Genomic DNA, 18250 nt, shown 5'->3' on the forward strand with positions numbered 1-18250 from the left:
TAACTAACCTCCTATTAGACTCTTCTGCGTTTCGGTGGGCGGCATCCGTTATGTGGAACCGGAGTCACGTCTCTGATACTTGTAACTTCAATACCGCAGGCCTGAAGAGCCCGGATCGCGGCTTCACGTCCTGAACCAGGACCTTTAACCATAACCTCGACGGATTTTAAACCATGTGGTAACGCTGCTTTTGCCGCTGTCTCTGCAGCCATCTGTGCAGCATAAGGAGTGGACTTTCTGGAACCACGGAAACCAAGTCCACCGGCACTTGCCCATGAAATAGCATTGCCTTCTGAATCTGTAAGTGTAACAATTGTATTGTTAAAAGATGACTGAATATGTGCCTGACCGCGTTCAATGTTCTTTTTAACACGTCTCTTAGTCACTTTTTTTGTCACTTTCTTAGCCATTGACGAAAACCTCCTGTTAGGATATTATATTACTTCTTCTTATTTGCAACTGTTCTCTTAGGACCTTTTCTTGTTCTGGCATTAGTCTTTGTCTTCTGACCACGCACAGGAAGTCCTTTTCTGTGTCTGATTCCTCTATAACATCCGATTTCCTGAAGTCTCTTAATATTCATTGCGATTTCACGACGTAAATCACCTTCAACTACCTGAGACGCATCAATAATATCACGGATTCTGGCCACTTCTTCGTCAGTTAAGTCTCTGACACGTGTGTCGGGATTAACACCTGCTTCTTTAAGGATACGATTTGAGCTTACTCTACCGATACCATAAACGTAAGTAAGTCCGATTTCAACACGCTTTTCTCTTGGTAAATCTACACCACTGATACGAGCCATGTAATTACACCTCCACTGGTTATTCCGTATGAGTCTGTTCCATATAACATGTACATAGAATGCACACGGTGAAATGCTTATATGACGCCAACCCATACTCTGTTCATTTCGTTTCTTATTAATAAAGTGCTATAACTGGTATGTAACCTGGATATAGCTTCGACATAAATGCTAACTCTTTATGTCAGGTCTGTCCATGTCCGCAGACAGGCAGACAAATTCCGCAAATCTGACGGAATTTGCGGAACACTCGCGACGCACGCCAATGCAGCGCATAAGGCGCGCCATTCACGTATATAAAAAAGTGATACAACACCCCCTGGTGTTTCTCACTGCAGCCGCATAAATGACCTTAATGACAAATGTCAAAAAGGGGATAACAACACAAAAGCCAAGCCTGAATATCAGCCTTGTCTCTGTTTGTGTTTTGGATTTTCGCAGATAACGCGAATACTGCCTTTTCTTTTGATGATTTTGCACTTCTCGCAGATAGGCTTTACGGATGATCTTACCTTCACTTCAATCTCTCCTTTCAAAACGTCCATTTCATATTATAACACCATAATTTGGCACATGTCAAGCAATAAATTATTTATCTCTCCAAATAATTCTGCCTTTTGTCAGATCGTAGGGAGACAATTCGATGGTCACTTTATCTCCCGGCAAAATCTTGATAAAATTCATTCTCAATTTACCGCTGATATGAGCGAGAACTCTGTGACCGTTCTCCAATTCTACCTGAAACATGGCATTGGGCAGTTTTTCTACAACAACACCTTCGACTTCAATAACATCCGCCTTCGACATTCTTATTCCTCCTGATCTTTCATCATCAATTTATAAGTTTTTATGGCCTTTTTAATATCCCCGTCTGTGAGACTGCCCATCTGGACGTTTTCTAACAGTCTCTCAAGGGATATGGGAATTTTCTGAACATGTTTAAAACTTTTTAGTTTGGGCCGCTCCAATGTGCGGCGCATGCCATCCGCCACATATAACCGTTCGCCCTCACTTTGCAAAACAACGTAAACTCTTCCTTTATCATGGCCCATTAGCGACAGGGCCAATTGTCCGGGAACCCACTCTTTATTATAATGATCATTTTTCGGCATCCGACACTCCTGTTTTCTGTTCTTCAGGGAGCAGCGTTAAAATCTCGCAGCCGTCTTTTGTTATGAGGATCGTATTTTCATAGTGGGCAGAGAGAGAGCCGTCTTCTGTAACAACTGTCCAGTCATCATCAAGCCATTCCACGTCATAACTTCCGGCATTGACCATAGGTTCTACAGCCAGCGTCATTCCAGCCTGAAGTTTTAGGCCCCTGCCTTTCTGTCTGAAGTTGGGGATCTGAGGGTCTTCATGAAGGTGAGTGCCAATTCCGTGTCCCACAAGGTCACGGACAACGCTGTAGCCAAAAGACTCAACATAATCCTGGATTGCAGCGGAAATCTCAAATAAATGATTGCCTTCTTTTGCCAGTTTTATACCTTCAAAAAAACTTTGCCTCGTTACTTCCATCAGGCGGGCCGCTTCCAGGGAAACTTCGCCTACCCCCCCATGTGCGGGCCGCGTCTGAATGCATGCCGTTATAGATCAGGCCCCCATCCAGACTGACAATATCCCCCTCCTGAATAATATGCTCCTTAGAGGGAATCCCGTGAACAACTTCATCATTGACGGAAACACAGATTGATGCAGGGTATCCGTTATAATTTTTAAAATTGGGAATACAGCCAAAATCTCGGATGATCGTCTCTCCAAGCCGGTCAATATCCCATGTGGACATGCCCGGCTTCAGTGCTTTGTGCAGTTCCTTATGCACGATGGCCAGCAGACGGCCGGCCTCGCGCATATTTTCAATCTGCCTGGGTGATTTTATACTTACAGACATATCAGTGAACTCCTATCACTTTGCAGATGTCCGCAAATACTTCATCCATATTCTTAGTCCCATCCACTTCCACAAGAATACCTTCATTCTTATAGTAGTCGATGAGAGGCTGTGTCTGCTCATGATACACGTTTAAGCGGTTTTTAACAGTTTCCGGTTTATCATCATCCCGGAGAATCAGGGCTTCACCGCACACATCGCAGACACCTTCAACCTTGGTCGGGTTATAAACCACATGGTATGTTGCTCCGCATCCAACACATGCACGGCGGCCGGACATTCTCCGAATAATATTTTCGTCAGGGACTTCAATATTAATCGCATATTCCATCTTCTGGCCGATGGCATTAAGGGCATTTGTCAGGGCCTGAGCCTGAGGAATGGTCCTCGGAAAACCGTCCAAAATATACCCTTGCTCACAGTCGGATTGTTGAATTCTATCAACGACGAGATCACAGACCAGTTCATCCGGAACGAGCAGACCTTTGTCCATATACTCTTTGGCCTTAGCCCCAAGCTCTGTACCGTTCTTGATATTTGCTCTGAAAATATCTCCGGTTGATATATGAGGAACATTGCATACTTCTGCAATTTTCTTGGCCTGTGTACCTTTGCCGGCACCAGGCGCACCCAGCATAATTATCTTCATAATTATCCTCCATTCATATGTCCAACAATTTCCCGCCCCATTTAGGGCAAACTGCCTGCATACCGCAGGAACTTACAGTAACTGCCAGGTCAGTACAGCACAGACAGCAGGGTCAGAGCGTTGCCACCTGCAGGTTATACAACCCTTTCTGCCTCAAACTCCTGACAAGGCGCTGCTTTTAGTATAATACAAAAATTGATTTAAAACAATACCTAAATATTTTATTCTTTGCAAAAAAAGCGCCGCGTCCATCTATACAGATGGCAAAACGGCGCCCTTTCCCCAATCCTGAAAGGTTGGCAGAAAATTGCAATAATTCAGCCCGACGTTTCTCATTGCTGATCTGTTGCTGAAAATTCACCAGAGTAGATAACATTGCCCTGGCTGTCCACATATTCCACAACAACTACAGGGTTTTCCACATCAACGGCCAGCTTTAATGTTGAGGCGATGCTCTCGAAAGTTGATGCCTGGGCTTCCATACCTTCCTCAAGGGATTCCGGAGTAACGCTGGCTGCCACTGTATCATCCAGAGTAAATGTGTATACAAGGCGATCCCCGTCCGCTGTAATGTCCACACTCATTCCGGAACCTGCCAGACTCTCCTGCTGAGTGGCAATCTGATCCTGCATCTCGCTGGAATTTACAAACTCATCAAGAGAACTGTAAAGGGCGAATGATGTTGTGTCAGCAGAACCCTGGGTATCACTAACCTGGGAGGTGTCCGCCTCAGCTACACTCGCTTCTGTCTGAGCTTCTGTCTGAGCTTCTGTCTGAACATCAGTCTGAGCCACAGTCTCAGTTTCCACAACAGATTCGGCAGCCGGTTGGGTATCTGCGGCTGCTGTGGAGCTGTTATTTGAACCGCCGCAGGCAGTCAGCGCAAAAGTCAGCGCAAAGGAACATACTAAAGCCATCGTTCTTCTCATCATTGTTTTCATAACGATTCTCCTCTCTCGTGCGGAATGCTTGTCCGCAACACCACTATATAATATCCTAAAACAACTAAATACGCAACATTTATTTTAAATAACAGCTCAGCCCGATCTATCGTACATCCACTCCTGTGGGTGCTGGGCAGGCGCATCCGCAAAACTCACCGCCCACGGGAATAAAAAAGCCATCTGTTTCAAAAACTCTTTGAAACAAAATGGCTTTCATTTAATCTTAATCTTCATTGAGGAAGCCTTTATAATGCCGTACAAGCATCATGGACTCTACCTGCTTCATTGTTTCCAGTACAACGCCTACTATAATGATCAAAGATGTACCGCCGAAGGATACATTAGCTCCGAATACACCATTAAAGAAAATTGGAATGAAGGCGACGATCACAAGACCGCAGGCACCGATAAAGATAATATTATTAAGAATTTTTGTCAGGTAATCTACTGTAGGCTTTCCGGGACGTATACCGGGAATAAAGCCACCCTGCTTCTTCATATTGTCAGCGATTTCCATGGGATTGAAGGTAATCGCTGTGTAGAAATAAGCGAAAAAGATTACCAGTACAATATAAATGATCAGGCCAATACTATACCATGGAGTTGCAGGCACACACCAGTTATTACTGTTTAATCCATTGATAATATGTCCCCAGATACCACTGGGTGTCACTCCAATAAAATTCACGATAATCGCAGGGAGAGACATAATGGATGAAGCAAAGATAATAGGGATAACGCCGGCTGTGTTTACCTTCAATGGAATATTGGTAGACTGTCCGCCGACCATTCTGCGCCCAACAACTTTTTTGGAATACTGGACAGGGATTCTGCGCTCACCGCCCTGAAGATAAACAACAAGAACAACTGTAAGCACGACAACAGCAATAATGATCAGCGCCGCAAGGCCGCCAGTCACAATATTGCTGGAGTTAAAAACAAACTGTTCAAAAAGTGTCCGGAAATCTTCAGGGATTCTTGATACAATGTTGATCAAAAGAATAACGGAAATACCGTTGCCCACACCTTTTTCCGTGATCTGCTCGCCCAGCCACATAACAAGGGAGGATCCTGCTGTCAGAGAAAGAACAACAACAAGGATACCAAAAATATTGTTCTGTGTGAGATAGCCGGCTCTGGAGAAAGAGATTCCCATAGCAAGACCTTCGATCAATGCCAGCGCAATGGTCACATAACGTGTGATCTCCCGGATCTTCTTTCTGCCGTCTTCACCGTCACGCTGCATTTCTTCCAGCTTAGGAATAGCTATAGTCAAAAGCTGCATGATAATGGAAGATGTAATGTACGGCGTAATATTCAGAGCCAAAATAGACATCTGAGTAAAAGAGCCGCCAGTCATGGCATTAAAGAAATCCAGTGCGCCGCCTGTGTTTGCAGTCTGATTTGCAAACCAGGCGGAAAAAACCTCACTGTTGACTCCGGGTGTCGGGATAGCGGCGCCCAGTCTGACAATGATAAGCATTACAAAAGTAAATAAGATACGGGAACGTACATCTTTAATTTTGAATGCATTTTTAAGTGTTGTCAGCATTAGATCACCTCTACTGTTCCACCAAGAGCCTGAATTTTTTCTACAGCGCCTGCGCTGAAAGCATTGGCTTTAACCGTTAATTTCTTAGTCAACTCGCCGTTGCCAAGAATCTTTACGCCGTCTTTAGGATTTGTGATCGCGCCGGACTCAAGAAGAGTTTCGATATTAACTTCAGCGCCATCTTCAAAACGATTTAATACGTCAACATTGATCGCTACGATATCTTTCGTGTTGATATTGTGGAAGCCTCTTTTAGGAATACGTCTGTATAAAGGCATCTGTCCACCTTCAAAACCTGGTCTTGGTGCGCCGGAACGCGCTTTCTGACCTTTATGGCCTTTACCTGCTGTTTTACCGTTTCCTGAACCATGTCCACGGCCTCTTCTGAAATTATCGTTATGTTTTGAACCAACGGCTGGTTTTAATTCTGATAAATTCATCTTTGCACCTCCTTACATTTTTACAGGGAAATCAGATTTCTTCAACTTTTACAAGATGTTTAACCTGGTTTACCATGCCTTTTACTGCTGCGTTGTTTGGCAATTCTACTGTGTGATGAAGCTTTCTCAGACCCAGAGCTTCTACAGTTTTCTTATGCTTAGGAACTGCACCAATTGTAGATTTAACTAAAGTAATCTTTAATTTATCTGCCATTTTTTATGCCTCCTTAATTACCCGCGGATCTCTTCAACAGATTTGCCGCGCTTTTTGGCAACTTCTTCAATGGTTGTCAGATTTGAAAGACCATCGAGAGTCGCAAGTACAACATTCTGTTTGTTACTGGAACCAAGAGATTTTGTACGGATATTTTTATAGCCGGCAAGTTCGAGAACCGCACGGGCCGGGCCGCCGGCGATGATACCGGTACCCAGAGGAGACTGTTTAAGTAAAACAGTTGCACTTCCGAATTTACCTAAATTGTCATGTGTTACACTGCCATTTTCATCAACTGGCACTTCGATAAGCTTTTTGATAGCGTCTTCTTTGCCTTTGCGGATAGCTTCAGGAATTTCAGTAGCTTTTCCCAAGCCTGCGCCGACATGTCCGTTGCCATCACCAACGACAACTAATGCTGCGAACCGGAAGTTACGACCACCTTTTACAACCTTAGTTACACGTTTGATTGATACTACTTTTTCGGTTAATTCTAATTGACTAGCATCAATGATTGTACGTTTCATGTGTTTTCCTCCTTGCTAGAATTGTAATCCAGCTTCTCTAGCTGCATCAGCTAATGCCTGAACTTTACCCTGATAGATAAATCCGCCTCTGTCAAATACAACCTGTGTAATACCCTTTTCAAGAGCTTTTTTAGCAATTGCTGTGCCCACAGCGGCTGCGGCTTCAACGTTGTTTGTCTTTTCAACGCTTGCTTTGATCTCTTTTTCCATTGTGGAAGCAGCTACCAGTGTATTACCAACAGTGTCATCAATGATCTGAGCGTAAATATGATTATTACTTCTGAATACAGCTAAACGAGGACGCTGCGGTGTACCAGCAAGATGATGGCGCAGACGTCTGTGTTTCTTTTCGCGAACTTTGCTTCTTGACTCTTTGCTAATCATTAATATTCACTCCTTTACTTATTTCTTACCAGTCTTACCAACTTTACGCCGGATAACTTCGTCAGCGTACTTGATACCTTTACCCTTGTAAGGTTCAGGTCTTCTCTTGTCTCTGATCTCAGCCGCATACTGGCCTACTTTTTCCTTGTCAATACCAGAAACTGTGATTTTGGTCTGACCATCAAGAGTGGTAGTCACACCTTCCGGATCTACCATCTCAACCGGATGTGAATATCCTAATGATAAGATTAATTTGTTGCCCTGCTTCTGGGCTCTGTAACCAACACCGTTGATTTCCAGATCTTTTTTGTAGCCATCGGTAACACCGACAACCATATTATTGATAAGTGTTCTTGTAAGACCGTGTAAAGATTTCATTCTCTTTAAGTCGTTCGGTCTTGTAACCACTACGTGTCCGTCTTCAATTTTAATGTCCATTTCAGCGGGAAGCACTCTCTCAAGTGTTCCTTTAGGACCCTTTACAGTCACTTTATTATTTTCTGCTACATCTACAGTTACGCCTGCAGGAATAGCGATTGGCATTCTTCCTATACGTGACATGCCCGTACCTCCATAATGTATATGATAAATTTAATAGATTCAAATAAGGATGTTCTGTTCGCGTGGCTCACAGAACGGCTTTCGGACTAAGTTCATCCTTCGCTTACGCTCGGATTCACTAAGGCCTCAATGCCAATGCTCGCGAACGACCTCGCACTAACCTCGGCTACGCCTTTCAGGCTTGCCTCGCTAAGTGCTTTCGGTCACCATACAAATGCTAATACTTCGCCGCCAACATTAAGGGCTCTTGCTTCTTTGTCTGTGATCACACCTTTGTTTGTGGAAACAATGGCTACGCCAAGACCGCCAAGTACCTTCGGCATATTTTCAGCATTTGCATAAACACGAAGACCTGGTTTGGAAATTCTCTTAATTCCGGAGATTGTCTTCTGGTTTTTGTCCTGACCATATTTTAATGTCACTTTGATGGTGCGGTTTACACCTTCGCCAGTGATCTCATAGCTTTTAATATATCCTTCGTCAAAAAGAATCTTTGCAATGGATTCTTTCATTTTAGATGCAGGGATATCTACTGTATCATGTTTTGCAGTATTCGCATTACGAATTCTTGTAAGCATATCTGCAATAGGATCGCTCATCATGGAATTTGTTCCTCCTTTTCAACATCTGAAACGCCTTCTTTGGTGCAGGCGTTAGTCACTTCATCTGAAGTTCTTCGCGCTCTGCCCGAAGAACGACTCCACACCGGTAATGGAAAACTCTACCGGGCGTTTCGTGATTACCAGCTTGCTTTTGTTACACCAGGGATCTGGCCTTTGTAAGCTAACTCACGGAAGCAGATTCTGCAGATACCGTATTTTCTCAAGTAAGCGTGCGGACGACCACAGATTCTGCAGCGATTGTATTCTCTTGTGGAGAATTTAGCAGGACGCTGCTGTTTAACTTTCATTGCTGTCTTAGCCATGAAATTTCCCTCCTTATTACTTTCTGAATGGCATGCCAAACAATCTTAACAGTTCACGGGCTTCTTCATCTGTATGAGCGGTAGTAACAAAAATAACGTCCATACCTCTTACTTTGTCTACTTTATCGTACTCGATCTCAGGGAAGATCAACTGCTCTTTAATACCTAAAGCATAGTTTCCTCTGCCATCGAAAGAATCTGCGCTGACACCTCTGAAGTCACGTACTCGTGGGAGTGCCAGATTGATCAGGCGATCCGCAAATTCATACATTTTTTCGCCTCTTAATGTAACTTTGCAGCCGATAGCCATACCTTCACGGATTTTGAAGTTAGCCACAGATTTCTTTGCTCTTGTGACAACAGCTTTCTGTCCGGCGATGGTCTCAAGATCCTTAACAGCCGCATCTAATGTCTTTGCATTGTCTTTAGCCTCACCAACACCGATATTGATAACGATCTTGGCCAGCTTAGGAACCTGCATAACGTTTTTATATCCGAATTTTGCAGTCATTGCTGCAACAATCTCATTATTGTAAGTTTCTTTTAATCTACTCACGTTTTGCTTCCTCCTTCCTGCGATTAGTCGATGATCACTGCCTGAGCGTCTTTAACTTTGGCAGCGCGGACTTTCTTTCCGTCCTTGATCTGGTACTGGATTCTTGCAGGTTGTCCCTTGTAAAGATACATTACATTGGAAACATGAAGCGGGCCCTCCTGATGGATGATACCGCCCTGCTGATTCGCAGCGGAAGGTTTTGTGTGCTTTGTAATCATATTTACGCCCTCAACCAGAACTGTATTATTCTTGTGGTTGACTGCGATCACTTTACCATCTTTACCTTTATCTTTACCGGCGATTACTCTGACAAGGTCGCCTTTTTTAATCTTAATACTGGACACAGCCGATACCTCCTTACAGTACTTCCGGCGCCAGGGAAACAATCTTCATGAACTGTTTCTCTCTTAATTCCCGGGCTACCGGCCCAAAAATACGTGTTCCTCTCGGATTTAAGTCATCTTTGATGATAACTGCAGCATTTTCGTCAAACCGGATATATGAACCGTCTTTACGGCGCGCACCTTTTACAGTACGAACAACAACGGCCTTAACAACGTCGCCCTTTTTAACAACTCCGCCTGGTGTTGCATCTTTGACCGAAGCAACGATGATGTCACCAATATTCGCATATCTTCTTGTGGAACCGCCTAAAACACGAATGCAAAGGAGTTCTTTAGCACCGGTATTGTCGGCCACACGAAGTCTGGTCTCCTGTTGAATCATGACTTTACCTCCTAATCATGCCAAGCACAAATTATTTCGCTTTTTCGATAATTTCCACAAGTCTCCATCTTTTATCTTTAGATAAAGGTCTTGTTTCCATAACTCTTACTCTGTCGCCAATGTTACAATCATTATTTTCATCGTGTGCTTTTAACTTATAAGTTCTATCGACGATTTTTTTGTAAAGTGGATGTCTTACACGGTCCTGTACGGCAACAACGATTGTTTTTTCCATCTTATTGCTGACAACGATACCGGTTCTTACTTTTCTAAGATTTCTTTCCACAACAATGCTCCTTTCTCATGCGCCATCAAAAAGGATGATGGCCTGTGCGTCTCGCGCACTGCCGTTTTCAGCCATTTCCCAGGCTTTCAATTATTCAGCAACGTTTGCCTTTTCAGTGATGACGGTCTGGATTCTCGCAATATTTTTGCGAACTTCCTTGATTCTGCTTGTGTTGTCTAACTGGTTTGTTGCATTCTGGAATCTTAAATTAAAAAGTTCCTTTTTTGCGCTTGCTAACTCTGCATTTAACTCTGCAACAGTTTTTGCTTTTAATTCTTTAACATAAGTATTAGTTTTCACTGTTATCACCGCCTTCTAAGTCTGCGCGAGAAACAACTTTGCATTTCACCGGAAGCTTATGTGTTGCAAGACGAAGAGCCTCTCTGGCAACTTCTTCAGAAACGCCGGAAATTTCAAACATTACACGGCCTGGCTTAACAACAGCTACCCAGTATTCCAATGTTCCTTTACCGGAACCCATACGTGTTTCAGCTGGTTTTGTAGTTACTGGTTTATCAGGGAAAATTTTGATCCAAACTTTACCGCCACGTTTGATGTAACGTGTCATAGCGATACGGGCAGCCTCGATCTGATTGGATTTGATCCATGCCGGCTCAAGTGCCACAATACCATATTCACCGTAAGTGATTTTATTACCACGCTGTGCAGTTCCTCTCATGCTGCCGCGGAACTGTTTACGACGTTTTACTCTTTTTGGCATTAACATTATTTATCGCTCCCTTCCTTGTTGCCCTTCACTGGAAGTACTTCGCCATGGTAGATCCATGTCTTAACACCGATCTTTCCATATGTTGTGTCGGCTTCAGCAAATCCATAGTCAATGTCAGCTCTAAGTGTCTGAAGTGGAATAGTACCTTCGCTGTAAAATTCTGTACGGGCCATATCTGCTCCGCCGAGACGACCAGAAACAGAAGTCTTAATACCTTTGCAGCCGGCGCGCATACTTCTCTGCATTGCAGATTTCATAGCACGTCTGAAGGATACACGGTTTTCAAGCTGTGTCGCGATATTTTCAGCAACAAGCTGAGCGTCTTTATCCGGTCTCTTAACTTCCTTGATGTCGATGAGAAGTTTTTTATTTGTAAGTTTGGAAACTTCACCTTTAACTTTCTCGATCTCGGAACCGCCCTTACCGATAACAACACCAGGTTTTGCTGTATGAACAATCACTTTTAAGCGATCAGATGCTCTTTCGATCTCGATTCTGGCAATGCCAGCGTTATATAATCTCTTTTTAAGGTATTTACGGATGTTATAGTCTTCAACAAGATTATCTGCGAAGTCAGCTTCCGCATACCATTTGGAGTCCCAATCTTTAATAATTCCGACTCTCAATCCGTGAGGATTAACTTTCTGTCCCATGATTCTCCTCCTTATCTTTCATTGAGCACAACTGTGATATGGCTCGTTCTCTTCTCAATTCTGTACGCTCTGCCCTGGGCTCTCGGATGAACACGTTTCATCGTCGGTCCTTTGTTTGCGTAGCACTCTTCAATATAAAGATTGTCTCTGTTCATACCGTTATTGTTCTCTGCGTTTGCGATGGCAGATTCCAATAACTTTTTGATAATGCTGGATGCATATCTTGGATTGTATGCTAAAATAGCTAATGCGGTCTGTACGTCTTTGCCTCTGATCGCGTCAAGAACAAAGCACGCCTTCTGTACAGATACTCTCGCGTATGATAATTTTGCGCTTGGTCTTGTATCTTTATTGGCATTTCTCTCTCTCTTAATCTGGGATCTATGTCCTTTTGCCATGGGATACAGCCTCCTTTCAAACTAACCTATCCTTAACGTCTTGCTTTCTTTTCGTCTTTGCCATGACCTCTGTAGGTTCTGGTAGCAACGAACTCGCCTAATTTATGTCCAACCATATCTTCTGTAATATATACAGGCACATGTTTTCTTCCGTCATGTACCGCGATTGTATGTCCAACCATTTGTGGGAAGATAGTGGAACGGCGGGACCAGGTTTTGATTACGCTCTTGTCCCCGGCTGCGTTCATGGCATCTACTTTTTTAAGTAAATGAGCATCTGCAAATGGTCCTTTTTTAAGTGATCTGGCCATTGAATAAACCTCCTTAGATTAATTATTTAATAATACTTCCGTCACGTCTTCTTACGATCATTTTGTTAGACTTTTTGTTTTTCTTACGAGTCTTGAGACCCAGTGCCGGTTTGCCCCATGGAGTCATCGGGCCGGAACGTCCGATCGGCGCTCTACCTTCACCACCACCGTGTGGATGGTCGTTAGGGTTCATAACAGAACCGCGAACTGTAGGACGGATACCCATGTGACGTTTACGTCCAGCCTTACCGATATTGATCAGCTCATGGTCGCCATTGCCAACAACACCGATGGTTGCTCTGCCTGCGATAGGCACCATTCTCATCTCGCCGGAAGGTAATCTAAGGGTTGCATATTTGCCTTCTTTAGCCATTAACTGAGCGGAGTTACCAGCGGAACGAACAAGCTGTCCGCCTTTGCCAGGATGAAGCTCAATGTTGTGAAGTTCTGTACCAACAGGAATCTCAGAAAGAGGTAAGCAGTTGCCCACTCTGATTTCAGCCTCAGGTCCATTCATAACCTTCATGCCTACTTTTAATCCGTTAGGTGCAAGGATATATGCTTTCTCGCCGTCTGCATAGCAGATCAGAGCGATGTTTGCTGTTCTGTTAGGATCGTACTCGATGGATTTAACTGTAGCCGGAATACCATCCTTGTGATTTCTCTTGAAATCAATGATTCTATATTTTTTCTTGGCGCCGCCGCCGTGATGTCTTACTGTGATTTTTCCCTGACTATTACGTCCGGCATGCTTTTTAAGGGCTACTACAAGTGATTTCTCCGGAGTGGATTTTGTAATTTCGGAAAAATCGGAGCCGGTCATATGTCTTCTGGAAGGTGTATATGGGTTATATGTTTTGATACCCATTATATTCACTCCTTTCAAATGTCAATTTAATATCACGCTTTTATTGCGTTTAGGCGAAACGCTTCCGGGCGTTTCTTTATATGGTTACTGTCTATGGATAAGACGGGTATGTTCCAACCAGCTTCGTCCATCGCTACCGCCTGGACTTAGCAAGTTGTCACAGTTACAGACCTTGGAAGATTTCGATATCTTTGCTCTCGTCTGTCAGTTTAACGATCGCTTTCTTTGTCTTGGCTGTGCGTCCGAAGGTCATGCCTCTTCTCTTTACTTTACCGTCGTTGTTCATTGTATTTACAGAAGCAACTTTTGTTCCCTCGAACATTTTTTCAACAGCTTCTTTGATCTGAGCTTTTGTCGCGTCCGGATGAACGAAGAATGTGTACTTCTTCTCAGCCATGGCGTTCATGCTTTTTTCTGTAATAACCGGTCTAAGGATTACATCATAATATTTTAAATCTGCCATTATGCGTACACCTCCTGGATCGTATCAACAGCATCTTTTGTAACGACTACTGTGTCGTATTTTAAGATGTCATATACATTGATTGTGTTTGTCAGAGCTGTCTTTACAGTAGGAATATTTCTCGCGGATAAAAATACATTGTCGTTCTTTTCGTTAAGGACTACTAATGCTTTTGTCACCTTCAGGTTATTCATAACAGCCTGGAATTTCTTTGTCTTGATCTCGTCCATGTTAAAGGAATCAAGAACGATGAATTTATTTTCATTCACTTTAGAAGTAAGAACAGACTTGAGAGCCAGTCTTCTTTCTTTCTTGTTGATCTTAAACTCGTAATTTCTTGGCTTTGGAGCGAATACTACGCCGCCGCCTGTCCACTGAGGCGCTCTTGTTGAACCCTGTCTTGCGTGGCCTGTTCCTTTCTGTCTCCAAGGTTTCTTTCCACCGCCGGAAACTTCGGAACGATTTCTGGCACTCTGTGTGCCCTGACGTTTAGCAGCAAGATGATTGACTACTGCCATGTGAACTAAATGCTCGTTAACTTCCACACCGAAGATCGCATCATTCAGTTCCATTTCGCCAACCTGATTGCCTTCAATATTGTAAACAGATACTTTTGCCATCTGTATGTCCTCCTTCCTTAAAAGCAATTACGCTTTTACTGATTCTTTAAGCATTACCAGAGATTTCTTTGGTCCTGGAACGGAACCCTTTACAAGGATCAGGTTCTGATCAGCGTCAACTCTGACAACTTCCAGATTCTGAACAGTTACTTTCACAGCGCCCATATGTCCCGGCATGTGTTTGCCTTTGAATACGCGGCCTGGAGTTGTTGCAGAACCGTTGGAACCTGCATGTCTGTGGTACTTGGAACCGTGAGCCATAGGTCCTCTGGACTGTCCGTGTCTCTTGATAGCGCCCTGGAATCCTTTACCTTTGGATTTTGCAGTGGCATCGATTTTATCACCAACAGCGAAAATATCCGCTTTGATTTCCTGGCCTAATGTGTAGCTTTCTGCGTCTTCAAGTTTAAACTCTTTGACAAATCTCTTCGCAGATACGCCAGCTTTTGCAAAGTGGCCTTTTTTCGGTTTGTTTACCAGTTTTTCTCTGATGTCGCCAAATCCAACCTGGATTGCGCTGTAACCGTCATTCTCAACAGTCTTAACCTGTGTTACCACGCATGGCCCTGCCTGAAGGACAGTTACCGGAGTTAAAACTCCATCTTCATTAAAAATCTGAGTCATTCCAACTTTTGTTGTTAAAATTGCTTTCTTCATTCTAAGAATGCACCTCCTGTTTTAATCTACAGCGGAGCGCTCTCGCGCTCATCCTAGACGGTCTACTATGAGTATTCGGTGTATCCCGATTCATCTATATAAACCCTAAGGATCGTCAACTTAAATCAATTATTTTGTCTTCATCTTGATGTCGATGTAAACGCCTGCCGGCATCTCCAGTCTGGATAATGCGTCAACAGTCTTCTGAGTCGGTGTAATGATATCAATGAGTCTCTTGTGAGTTCTCTGTTCAAACTGTTCTCTGGAATCTTTATATTTGTGAACAGCTCTCAGAATTGTAACAACTTCCTTCTTTGTAGGTAATGGCACCGGTCCGCTCACCTTAGATCCAGTCTTTTTAACAGTTTCAATAATTTTTCCAGCACTCTGATCAATGAGTTTGTGATCATATGCCTTGAGAGTGATTCTCATTACTTGACTTGCCATAAAAAAAGCCGCCTCCTTTTCGCACTTCATTGCAGTACGACAAGCGGTGACTGTACACTCGCCCGTGTGTATCCTTAACACTCTCACACGCGCTTCTGCTCTCAGGCAGATTGTTTACTTGGTACAGTGACTTGTCGCCAGTTTTCTTAACTTGACATTCGCTCCACGGAACACCTGCAAAATCCTGCAGCAACCTCACGCTTCATCGCTATCAATGTCACAACATCAGATATTATACACGAAAGCTTCTCTCATTTCAAGGATTTTTTTACATTTTCATGGAAATATTTTTCAACAAAATTTACCGTATTATCTTTTCGTTTTTATCTAATAGTACCAGTTTTTCCCGCACTGTCCCTTTATACGCCTATCTATGTGCTGCCTTATCATTCTGTGCTTTCATCGCAAAATCTTTACACAAGTTTAATATGTAGTTGATAACACTTTGCTATAAATCTGATATAATAGCTTCAGATGATATCCTCATATGACAAAAAAGGAGGAACATTTTATGCCATCCACATACGCCCATTTTTGTTTTGGCAGGGAAATCTACAAACGTCTCCCCGCTGCCATCAAAAATATAGTGGGGGAGCAGCCACAGCTTTTTAATATTGGTCTCCACGGCCCGGACATCTTTTTTTATTATAAACCTCTGACTAACAATCCTGTCAATACCCTTGGTTTTCGTATGCACAACCAGCCGGCTTCAGATTTTTTTCTCTATGCGGCCGACGTGCTGGAAGACTTTAAAAAAGGATCCCCGGAATATAAAGCCTCCCTATCTTACTTGATGGGCTTTATCTGTCATTTTGTTCTGGACAGCACATGCCATGGCTATATTGAAAATAAGATCCGTGTATCCGGCCTTTCCCACACTACGATCGAAACAGAGTTTGACCGGCATCTTATGATAAAAGACCATTTAAACCCATTGAGCCATCATCTTACCGATCACATTCATCCAACTCCAGAAAATGTTTTGATCATCCACCATTTTTTTGACGAATTGACGGTCCGCCAGATTTATAAAAGTTTAAAATCTATGATCTGGTACAACGATCTTTTGGTAGCCCCCGGAAAGATCAAGCGCAGTCTCATCTTGGCCCTTTTAAAACTTACCGGGAATTACAGGGAAATGCATGGACTCATTGTCAGCCGGCAACCTGTTGAAACATGCAGCGATAGCTGCCTGCGCCTCGAAAAACTTTTTACAAAGGCCATTGAACTTGGACTGACTCTTCTAAAAAACTACTGGGATTATATTATAAATAATGAACCGATAGACAAATATTTTATCCGGACCTTCGGTCCTGAGATGAACTGGCAGTCTATTCCGGTATATTCATATCAGGAGGAACTCACCTATGAAATTTAAGTTAAAACGTTTAGAGTTAAAATGGGTACTCTACGACGTAGGAAACTCGGCATTTACTCTGCTCATATCAACGATCATGCCTATTTATTTCAACTATCTGGCAGGAAACGCCGGGATCTCTGATGTGGACTACCTGGCTTACTGGGGATACGCCACATCCATCTCCACAGTCATCGTGGCCATTTTAGGGCCCACCCTTGGAACTGTATCCGACCTTAAAGGCTTTAAGAAAAAGATTTTCATGGCAGCGCTGCTCGTCGGTGCCATTGGATGCATCTTCCTGGGATTTATGTCCTCCTGGCTGTGGTTTCTTCTGATCTTTGTCATCGCAAAATCCGCTTACTCTCTAAGTCTGGTTGTCTATGACTCTATGCTGACCGACGTGACCACCAAAGATCGTATGGACGAGGTGTCCGCTCACGGCTACGCCTGGGGGTATATCGGAAGCTGTATCCCTTTTATTTTAAGTCTGCTCCTTGTCTTATTTTACGAAAATATAGGACTGACCATGTCCGCTGCCATGAGTATCGCTTTCCTTCTCATCGCTTTGTGGTGGCTGTTTCTTGCCGTTCCTTTACTTCGTTCTTACGAGCAGAAATACTATGTGTCAGCTCAGAGTCATCCGGTGCGCTCATCCTTCTCCCGTCTGGGACATATCTTTCGTGAACTGGGCAATAATAAAAAAATACTGTTTTTCCTTATTGCCTTTTTCTTCTATATTGATGGTGTCTACACCATCATTGATATGGCCACAGCCTACGGAACTGCCCTGGGCCTGGATACCACCGGACTTTTGCTGGCTCTTTTGCTGACCCAGATCGTGGCATTTCCGGCGGCCCTGATCTTCGGACGCCTTTCAAGAAAAATGGCCATTGGCCGGATCATTATGATCTGTATCGCCGCCTACTTTATCATCGCCCTTTACGGTATGGGCCTTAATGAGCAGTACCAGTTCTGGATTTTGGCCGTATGCGTGGGCATTTTCCAGGGAGCTATCCAGTCCATGTCCCGCTCTTACTTTGCCAAGATCATCCCGGCAAATCAGTCAGGAGAGTATTTCGGCGTCTACGACATCTGCGGAAAAGGCGCCTCCTTCGCCGGCACGACCCTTGTGTCTTTCGTAAGCCAGGCCACTGGCAATGTCAATCTGGGGGTGGGCGCCCTGTCAGTGATGTTCGCCATCGGCTTTGTTTTCTTTATCCTGGCTGACAACAAAGCAAAAGAAGTTTCTATATAATAATCGAAAATGCATGAGGTGAATC

The 18250-nt window shown here is 43.6% G+C and carries 31 protein-coding genes and 1 pseudogene; 2 read left to right on the forward strand and 30 right to left on the reverse strand.

Going from position 1 to position 18250, the window contains the following annotated elements:
- Positions 1-14: 14 nt before the first annotated feature.
- From rpsK to rpsJ, 30 genes and pseudogenes are all read right to left on the reverse strand, one after another.
- Complete coding sequence (gene rpsK, locus HNP82_RS14570; RefSeq protein ID WP_183775877.1) at positions 15-410, reverse strand: 30S ribosomal protein S11; 396 nt, start codon at positions 408-410, stop codon at positions 15-17.
- Positions 411-439: 29 nt separating this feature from the next.
- A complete protein-coding gene (gene rpsM / locus HNP82_RS14575; protein ID WP_183775879.1) occupies positions 440-808 on the reverse strand; it encodes a 30S ribosomal protein S13 in 369 nt (122 codons plus the stop codon).
- Between the two features lie 404 nt (positions 809-1212).
- On the reverse strand, positions 1213-1326 hold the full coding sequence (gene rpmJ, locus HNP82_RS14580) for a 50S ribosomal protein L36 (RefSeq protein ID WP_003497809.1): 114 nt from the start codon (positions 1324-1326) through the stop codon (positions 1213-1215).
- Between the two features lie 70 nt (positions 1327-1396).
- On the reverse strand, positions 1397-1615 hold the full coding sequence (gene infA, locus HNP82_RS14585; protein ID WP_183775881.1) for a translation initiation factor IF-1: 219 nt from the start codon (positions 1613-1615) through the stop codon (positions 1397-1399).
- Between the two features lie 2 nt (positions 1616-1617).
- Positions 1618-1920 carry a KOW domain-containing RNA-binding protein gene (locus HNP82_RS14590; RefSeq protein ID WP_183775883.1) on the reverse strand — a complete coding sequence of 101 codons (303 nt, stop codon included), beginning with the start codon at positions 1918-1920 and terminating at the stop codon, positions 1618-1620.
- Positions 1907-2699 (reverse strand): annotated as a pseudogene (gene map / locus HNP82_RS18705) (type I methionyl aminopeptidase). Before map ends, HNP82_RS14590 begins: the two are co-directional and overlap by 14 nt.
- A 1-nt stretch (position 2700) precedes the next feature.
- The gene (locus HNP82_RS14600; protein WP_183775885.1) at positions 2701-3348 is read right to left on the reverse strand and encodes an adenylate kinase; all 648 of its coding nucleotides are present in this window, start codon (positions 3346-3348) and stop codon (positions 2701-2703) included.
- Positions 3349-3680: 332 nt separating this feature from the next.
- Positions 3681-4289 (reverse strand): DUF4854 domain-containing protein, encoded by a 609-nt coding sequence (locus HNP82_RS14605; protein WP_183775887.1) that lies wholly within the window; start codon positions 4287-4289, stop codon positions 3681-3683.
- Between the two features lie 226 nt (positions 4290-4515).
- A complete protein-coding gene (gene secY, locus HNP82_RS14610) occupies positions 4516-5844 on the reverse strand; it encodes a preprotein translocase subunit SecY (RefSeq protein ID WP_183775889.1) in 1329 nt (442 codons plus the stop codon).
- Positions 5844-6284 (reverse strand): 50S ribosomal protein L15, encoded by a 441-nt coding sequence (gene rplO / locus HNP82_RS14615; protein WP_183775891.1) that lies wholly within the window; start codon positions 6282-6284, stop codon positions 5844-5846. Before rplO ends, secY begins: the two co-directional genes overlap by 1 nt.
- A 31-nt stretch (positions 6285-6315) precedes the next feature.
- A complete protein-coding gene (gene rpmD, locus HNP82_RS14620; protein ID WP_183775893.1) occupies positions 6316-6498 on the reverse strand; it encodes a 50S ribosomal protein L30 in 183 nt (60 codons plus the stop codon).
- 17 nt (positions 6499-6515) lie between these two features.
- Positions 6516-7025 (reverse strand): 30S ribosomal protein S5, encoded by a 510-nt coding sequence (gene rpsE / locus HNP82_RS14625; protein WP_183775895.1) that lies wholly within the window; start codon positions 7023-7025, stop codon positions 6516-6518.
- Between the two features lie 15 nt (positions 7026-7040).
- On the reverse strand, positions 7041-7409 hold the full coding sequence (gene rplR / locus HNP82_RS14630; protein ID WP_183775897.1) for a 50S ribosomal protein L18: 369 nt from the start codon (positions 7407-7409) through the stop codon (positions 7041-7043).
- An 18-nt stretch (positions 7410-7427) separates the two neighbouring features.
- On the reverse strand, positions 7428-7970 hold the full coding sequence (gene rplF, locus HNP82_RS14635; protein WP_183775899.1) for a 50S ribosomal protein L6: 543 nt from the start codon (positions 7968-7970) through the stop codon (positions 7428-7430).
- Between the two features lie 203 nt (positions 7971-8173).
- Positions 8174-8569 (reverse strand): 30S ribosomal protein S8, encoded by a 396-nt coding sequence (gene rpsH / locus HNP82_RS14640; protein WP_183776035.1) that lies wholly within the window; start codon positions 8567-8569, stop codon positions 8174-8176.
- A 140-nt stretch (positions 8570-8709) separates the two neighbouring features.
- Positions 8710-8895, reverse strand: coding sequence for a type Z 30S ribosomal protein S14 (locus tag HNP82_RS14645; RefSeq protein WP_183775906.1), 186 nt, complete (start codon positions 8893-8895; stop codon positions 8710-8712).
- Positions 8896-8911: 16 nt separating this feature from the next.
- Positions 8912-9451 (reverse strand): 50S ribosomal protein L5, encoded by a 540-nt coding sequence (gene rplE, locus HNP82_RS14650; RefSeq protein WP_183775908.1) that lies wholly within the window; start codon positions 9449-9451, stop codon positions 8912-8914.
- A 23-nt stretch (positions 9452-9474) separates the two neighbouring features.
- Complete coding sequence (rplX, locus tag HNP82_RS14655) at positions 9475-9795, reverse strand: 50S ribosomal protein L24 (protein ID WP_334298290.1); 321 nt, start codon at positions 9793-9795, stop codon at positions 9475-9477.
- A 13-nt stretch (positions 9796-9808) separates the two neighbouring features.
- The gene (rplN, locus tag HNP82_RS14660) at positions 9809-10177 is read right to left on the reverse strand and encodes a 50S ribosomal protein L14 (RefSeq protein WP_183775910.1); all 369 of its coding nucleotides are present in this window, start codon (positions 10175-10177) and stop codon (positions 9809-9811) included.
- Positions 10178-10208: 31 nt separating this feature from the next.
- On the reverse strand, positions 10209-10463 hold the full coding sequence (gene rpsQ, locus HNP82_RS14665) for a 30S ribosomal protein S17 (RefSeq protein WP_334298291.1): 255 nt from the start codon (positions 10461-10463) through the stop codon (positions 10209-10211).
- Between the two features lie 90 nt (positions 10464-10553).
- On the reverse strand, positions 10554-10763 hold the full coding sequence (gene rpmC, locus HNP82_RS14670; protein WP_183775912.1) for a 50S ribosomal protein L29: 210 nt from the start codon (positions 10761-10763) through the stop codon (positions 10554-10556).
- Positions 10753-11190 carry a 50S ribosomal protein L16 gene (gene rplP, locus HNP82_RS14675; RefSeq protein ID WP_183775914.1) on the reverse strand — a complete coding sequence of 146 codons (438 nt, stop codon included), beginning with the start codon at positions 11188-11190 and terminating at the stop codon, positions 10753-10755. Before rplP ends, rpmC begins: the two co-directional genes overlap by 11 nt.
- The gene (rpsC, locus tag HNP82_RS14680; protein WP_183775916.1) at positions 11190-11846 is read right to left on the reverse strand and encodes a 30S ribosomal protein S3; all 657 of its coding nucleotides are present in this window, start codon (positions 11844-11846) and stop codon (positions 11190-11192) included. Before rpsC ends, rplP begins: the two co-directional genes overlap by 1 nt.
- An 11-nt stretch (positions 11847-11857) precedes the next feature.
- Positions 11858-12244 carry a 50S ribosomal protein L22 gene (gene rplV, locus HNP82_RS14685; RefSeq protein WP_183775923.1) on the reverse strand — a complete coding sequence of 129 codons (387 nt, stop codon included), beginning with the start codon at positions 12242-12244 and terminating at the stop codon, positions 11858-11860.
- A 32-nt stretch (positions 12245-12276) separates the two neighbouring features.
- Positions 12277-12555: a 30S ribosomal protein S19 gene (gene rpsS, locus HNP82_RS14690; protein ID WP_183775925.1), complete on the reverse strand. Its 279-nt coding sequence runs from the start codon at positions 12553-12555 to the stop codon at positions 12277-12279.
- A gap of 22 nt (positions 12556-12577) precedes the next feature.
- Positions 12578-13423 (reverse strand): 50S ribosomal protein L2, encoded by an 846-nt coding sequence (rplB, locus tag HNP82_RS14695; RefSeq protein WP_183775927.1) that lies wholly within the window; start codon positions 13421-13423, stop codon positions 12578-12580.
- A 163-nt stretch (positions 13424-13586) separates the two neighbouring features.
- On the reverse strand, positions 13587-13886 hold the full coding sequence (gene rplW, locus HNP82_RS14700) for a 50S ribosomal protein L23 (protein ID WP_183775929.1): 300 nt from the start codon (positions 13884-13886) through the stop codon (positions 13587-13589).
- A complete protein-coding gene (gene rplD, locus HNP82_RS14705; RefSeq protein ID WP_183775931.1) occupies positions 13886-14506 on the reverse strand; it encodes a 50S ribosomal protein L4 in 621 nt (206 codons plus the stop codon). The genes rplW and rplD overlap by 1 nt, the downstream gene beginning before the upstream one ends.
- Positions 14507-14533: 27 nt before the next feature.
- The gene (gene rplC, locus HNP82_RS14710) at positions 14534-15163 is read right to left on the reverse strand and encodes a 50S ribosomal protein L3 (protein WP_183775932.1); all 630 of its coding nucleotides are present in this window, start codon (positions 15161-15163) and stop codon (positions 14534-14536) included.
- Positions 15164-15292: 129 nt separating this feature from the next.
- Complete coding sequence (gene rpsJ / locus HNP82_RS14715; protein ID WP_132091730.1) at positions 15293-15610, reverse strand: 30S ribosomal protein S10; 318 nt, start codon at positions 15608-15610, stop codon at positions 15293-15295.
- A 511-nt stretch (positions 15611-16121) separates the two neighbouring features.
- On the opposite strand from rpsJ, the gene HNP82_RS14720 reads away from it, so the two are divergent.
- Positions 16122-16988 (forward strand): zinc dependent phospholipase C family protein, encoded by an 867-nt coding sequence (locus HNP82_RS14720; RefSeq protein ID WP_183775934.1) that lies wholly within the window; start codon positions 16122-16124, stop codon positions 16986-16988.
- A complete protein-coding gene (locus HNP82_RS14725) occupies positions 16978-18225 on the forward strand; it encodes an MFS transporter (protein ID WP_183775936.1) in 1248 nt (415 codons plus the stop codon). Before HNP82_RS14720 ends, HNP82_RS14725 begins: the two co-directional genes overlap by 11 nt.
- The last annotated feature ends 25 nt before the right edge of the window (positions 18226-18250 follow it).

This window comes from Catenibacillus scindens, assembly GCF_014202115.1.
Classification (GTDB): domain Bacteria; phylum Bacillota; class Clostridia; order Lachnospirales; family Lachnospiraceae; genus Catenibacillus; species Catenibacillus scindens.

Coding starts and splice junctions, on each gene's coding strand:
- rpsK (WP_183775877.1), bottom strand. CDS start 410: ATGGCTAAGAAAGTGACAAAAAAAGTGACTAAGAGACGTGTTAAAAAG.
- rpsM (WP_183775879.1), bottom strand. CDS start 808: ATGGCTCGTATCAGTGGTGTAGATTTACCAAGAGAAAAGCGTGTTGAA.
- infA (WP_183775881.1), bottom strand. CDS start 1,615: ATGTCGAAGGCGGATGTTATTGAAGTCGAAGGTGTTGTTGTAGAAAAA.
- HNP82_RS14590 (WP_183775883.1), bottom strand. CDS start 1,920: ATGCCGAAAAATGATCATTATAATAAAGAGTGGGTTCCCGGACAATTG.
- HNP82_RS14600 (WP_183775885.1), bottom strand. CDS start 3,348: ATGAAGATAATTATGCTGGGTGCGCCTGGTGCCGGCAAAGGTACACAG.
- HNP82_RS14605 (WP_183775887.1), bottom strand. CDS start 4,289: ATGAAAACAATGATGAGAAGAACGATGGCTTTAGTATGTTCCTTTGCG.
- secY (WP_183775889.1), bottom strand. CDS start 5,844: ATGCTGACAACACTTAAAAATGCATTCAAAATTAAAGATGTACGTTCC.
- rplO (WP_183775891.1), bottom strand. CDS start 6,284: ATGAATTTATCAGAATTAAAACCAGCCGTTGGTTCAAAACATAACGAT.
- rpmD (WP_183775893.1), bottom strand. CDS start 6,498: ATGGCAGATAAATTAAAGATTACTTTAGTTAAATCTACAATTGGTGCA.
- rpsE (WP_183775895.1), bottom strand. CDS start 7,025: ATGAAACGTACAATCATTGATGCTAGTCAATTAGAATTAACCGAAAAA.
- rplR (WP_183775897.1), bottom strand. CDS start 7,409: ATGATTAGCAAAGAGTCAAGAAGCAAAGTTCGCGAAAAGAAACACAGA.
- rplF (WP_183775899.1), bottom strand. CDS start 7,970: ATGTCACGTATAGGAAGAATGCCAATCGCTATTCCTGCAGGCGTAACT.
- rpsH (WP_183776035.1), bottom strand. CDS start 8,569: ATGAGCGATCCTATTGCAGATATGCTTACAAGAATTCGTAATGCGAAT.
- HNP82_RS14645 (WP_183775906.1), bottom strand. CDS start 8,895: ATGGCTAAGACAGCAATGAAAGTTAAACAGCAGCGTCCTGCTAAATTC.
- rplN (WP_183775910.1), bottom strand. CDS start 10,177: ATGATTCAACAGGAGACCAGACTTCGTGTGGCCGACAATACCGGTGCT.
- rplP (WP_183775914.1), bottom strand. CDS start 11,190: ATGTTAATGCCAAAAAGAGTAAAACGTCGTAAACAGTTCCGCGGCAGC.
- rpsC (WP_183775916.1), bottom strand. CDS start 11,846: ATGGGACAGAAAGTTAATCCTCACGGATTGAGAGTCGGAATTATTAAA.
- rplV (WP_183775923.1), bottom strand. CDS start 12,244: ATGGCAAAAGGACATAGATCCCAGATTAAGAGAGAGAGAAATGCCAAT.
- rpsS (WP_183775925.1), bottom strand. CDS start 12,555: ATGGCCAGATCACTTAAAAAAGGACCATTTGCAGATGCTCATTTACTT.
- rplB (WP_183775927.1), bottom strand. CDS start 13,423: ATGGGTATCAAAACATATAACCCATATACACCTTCCAGAAGACATATG.
- rplW (WP_183775929.1), bottom strand. CDS start 13,886: ATGGCAGATTTAAAATATTATGATGTAATCCTTAGACCGGTTATTACA.
- rplD (WP_183775931.1), bottom strand. CDS start 14,506: ATGGCAAAAGTATCTGTTTACAATATTGAAGGCAATCAGGTTGGCGAA.
- rplC (WP_183775932.1), bottom strand. CDS start 15,163: ATGAAGAAAGCAATTTTAACAACAAAAGTTGGAATGACTCAGATTTTT.
- rpsJ (WP_132091730.1), bottom strand. CDS start 15,610: ATGGCAAGTCAAGTAATGAGAATCACTCTCAAGGCATATGATCACAAA.
- HNP82_RS14720 (WP_183775934.1), top strand. CDS start 16,122: ATGCCATCCACATACGCCCATTTTTGTTTTGGCAGGGAAATCTACAAA.
- HNP82_RS14725 (WP_183775936.1), top strand. CDS start 16,978: ATGAAATTTAAGTTAAAACGTTTAGAGTTAAAATGGGTACTCTACGAC.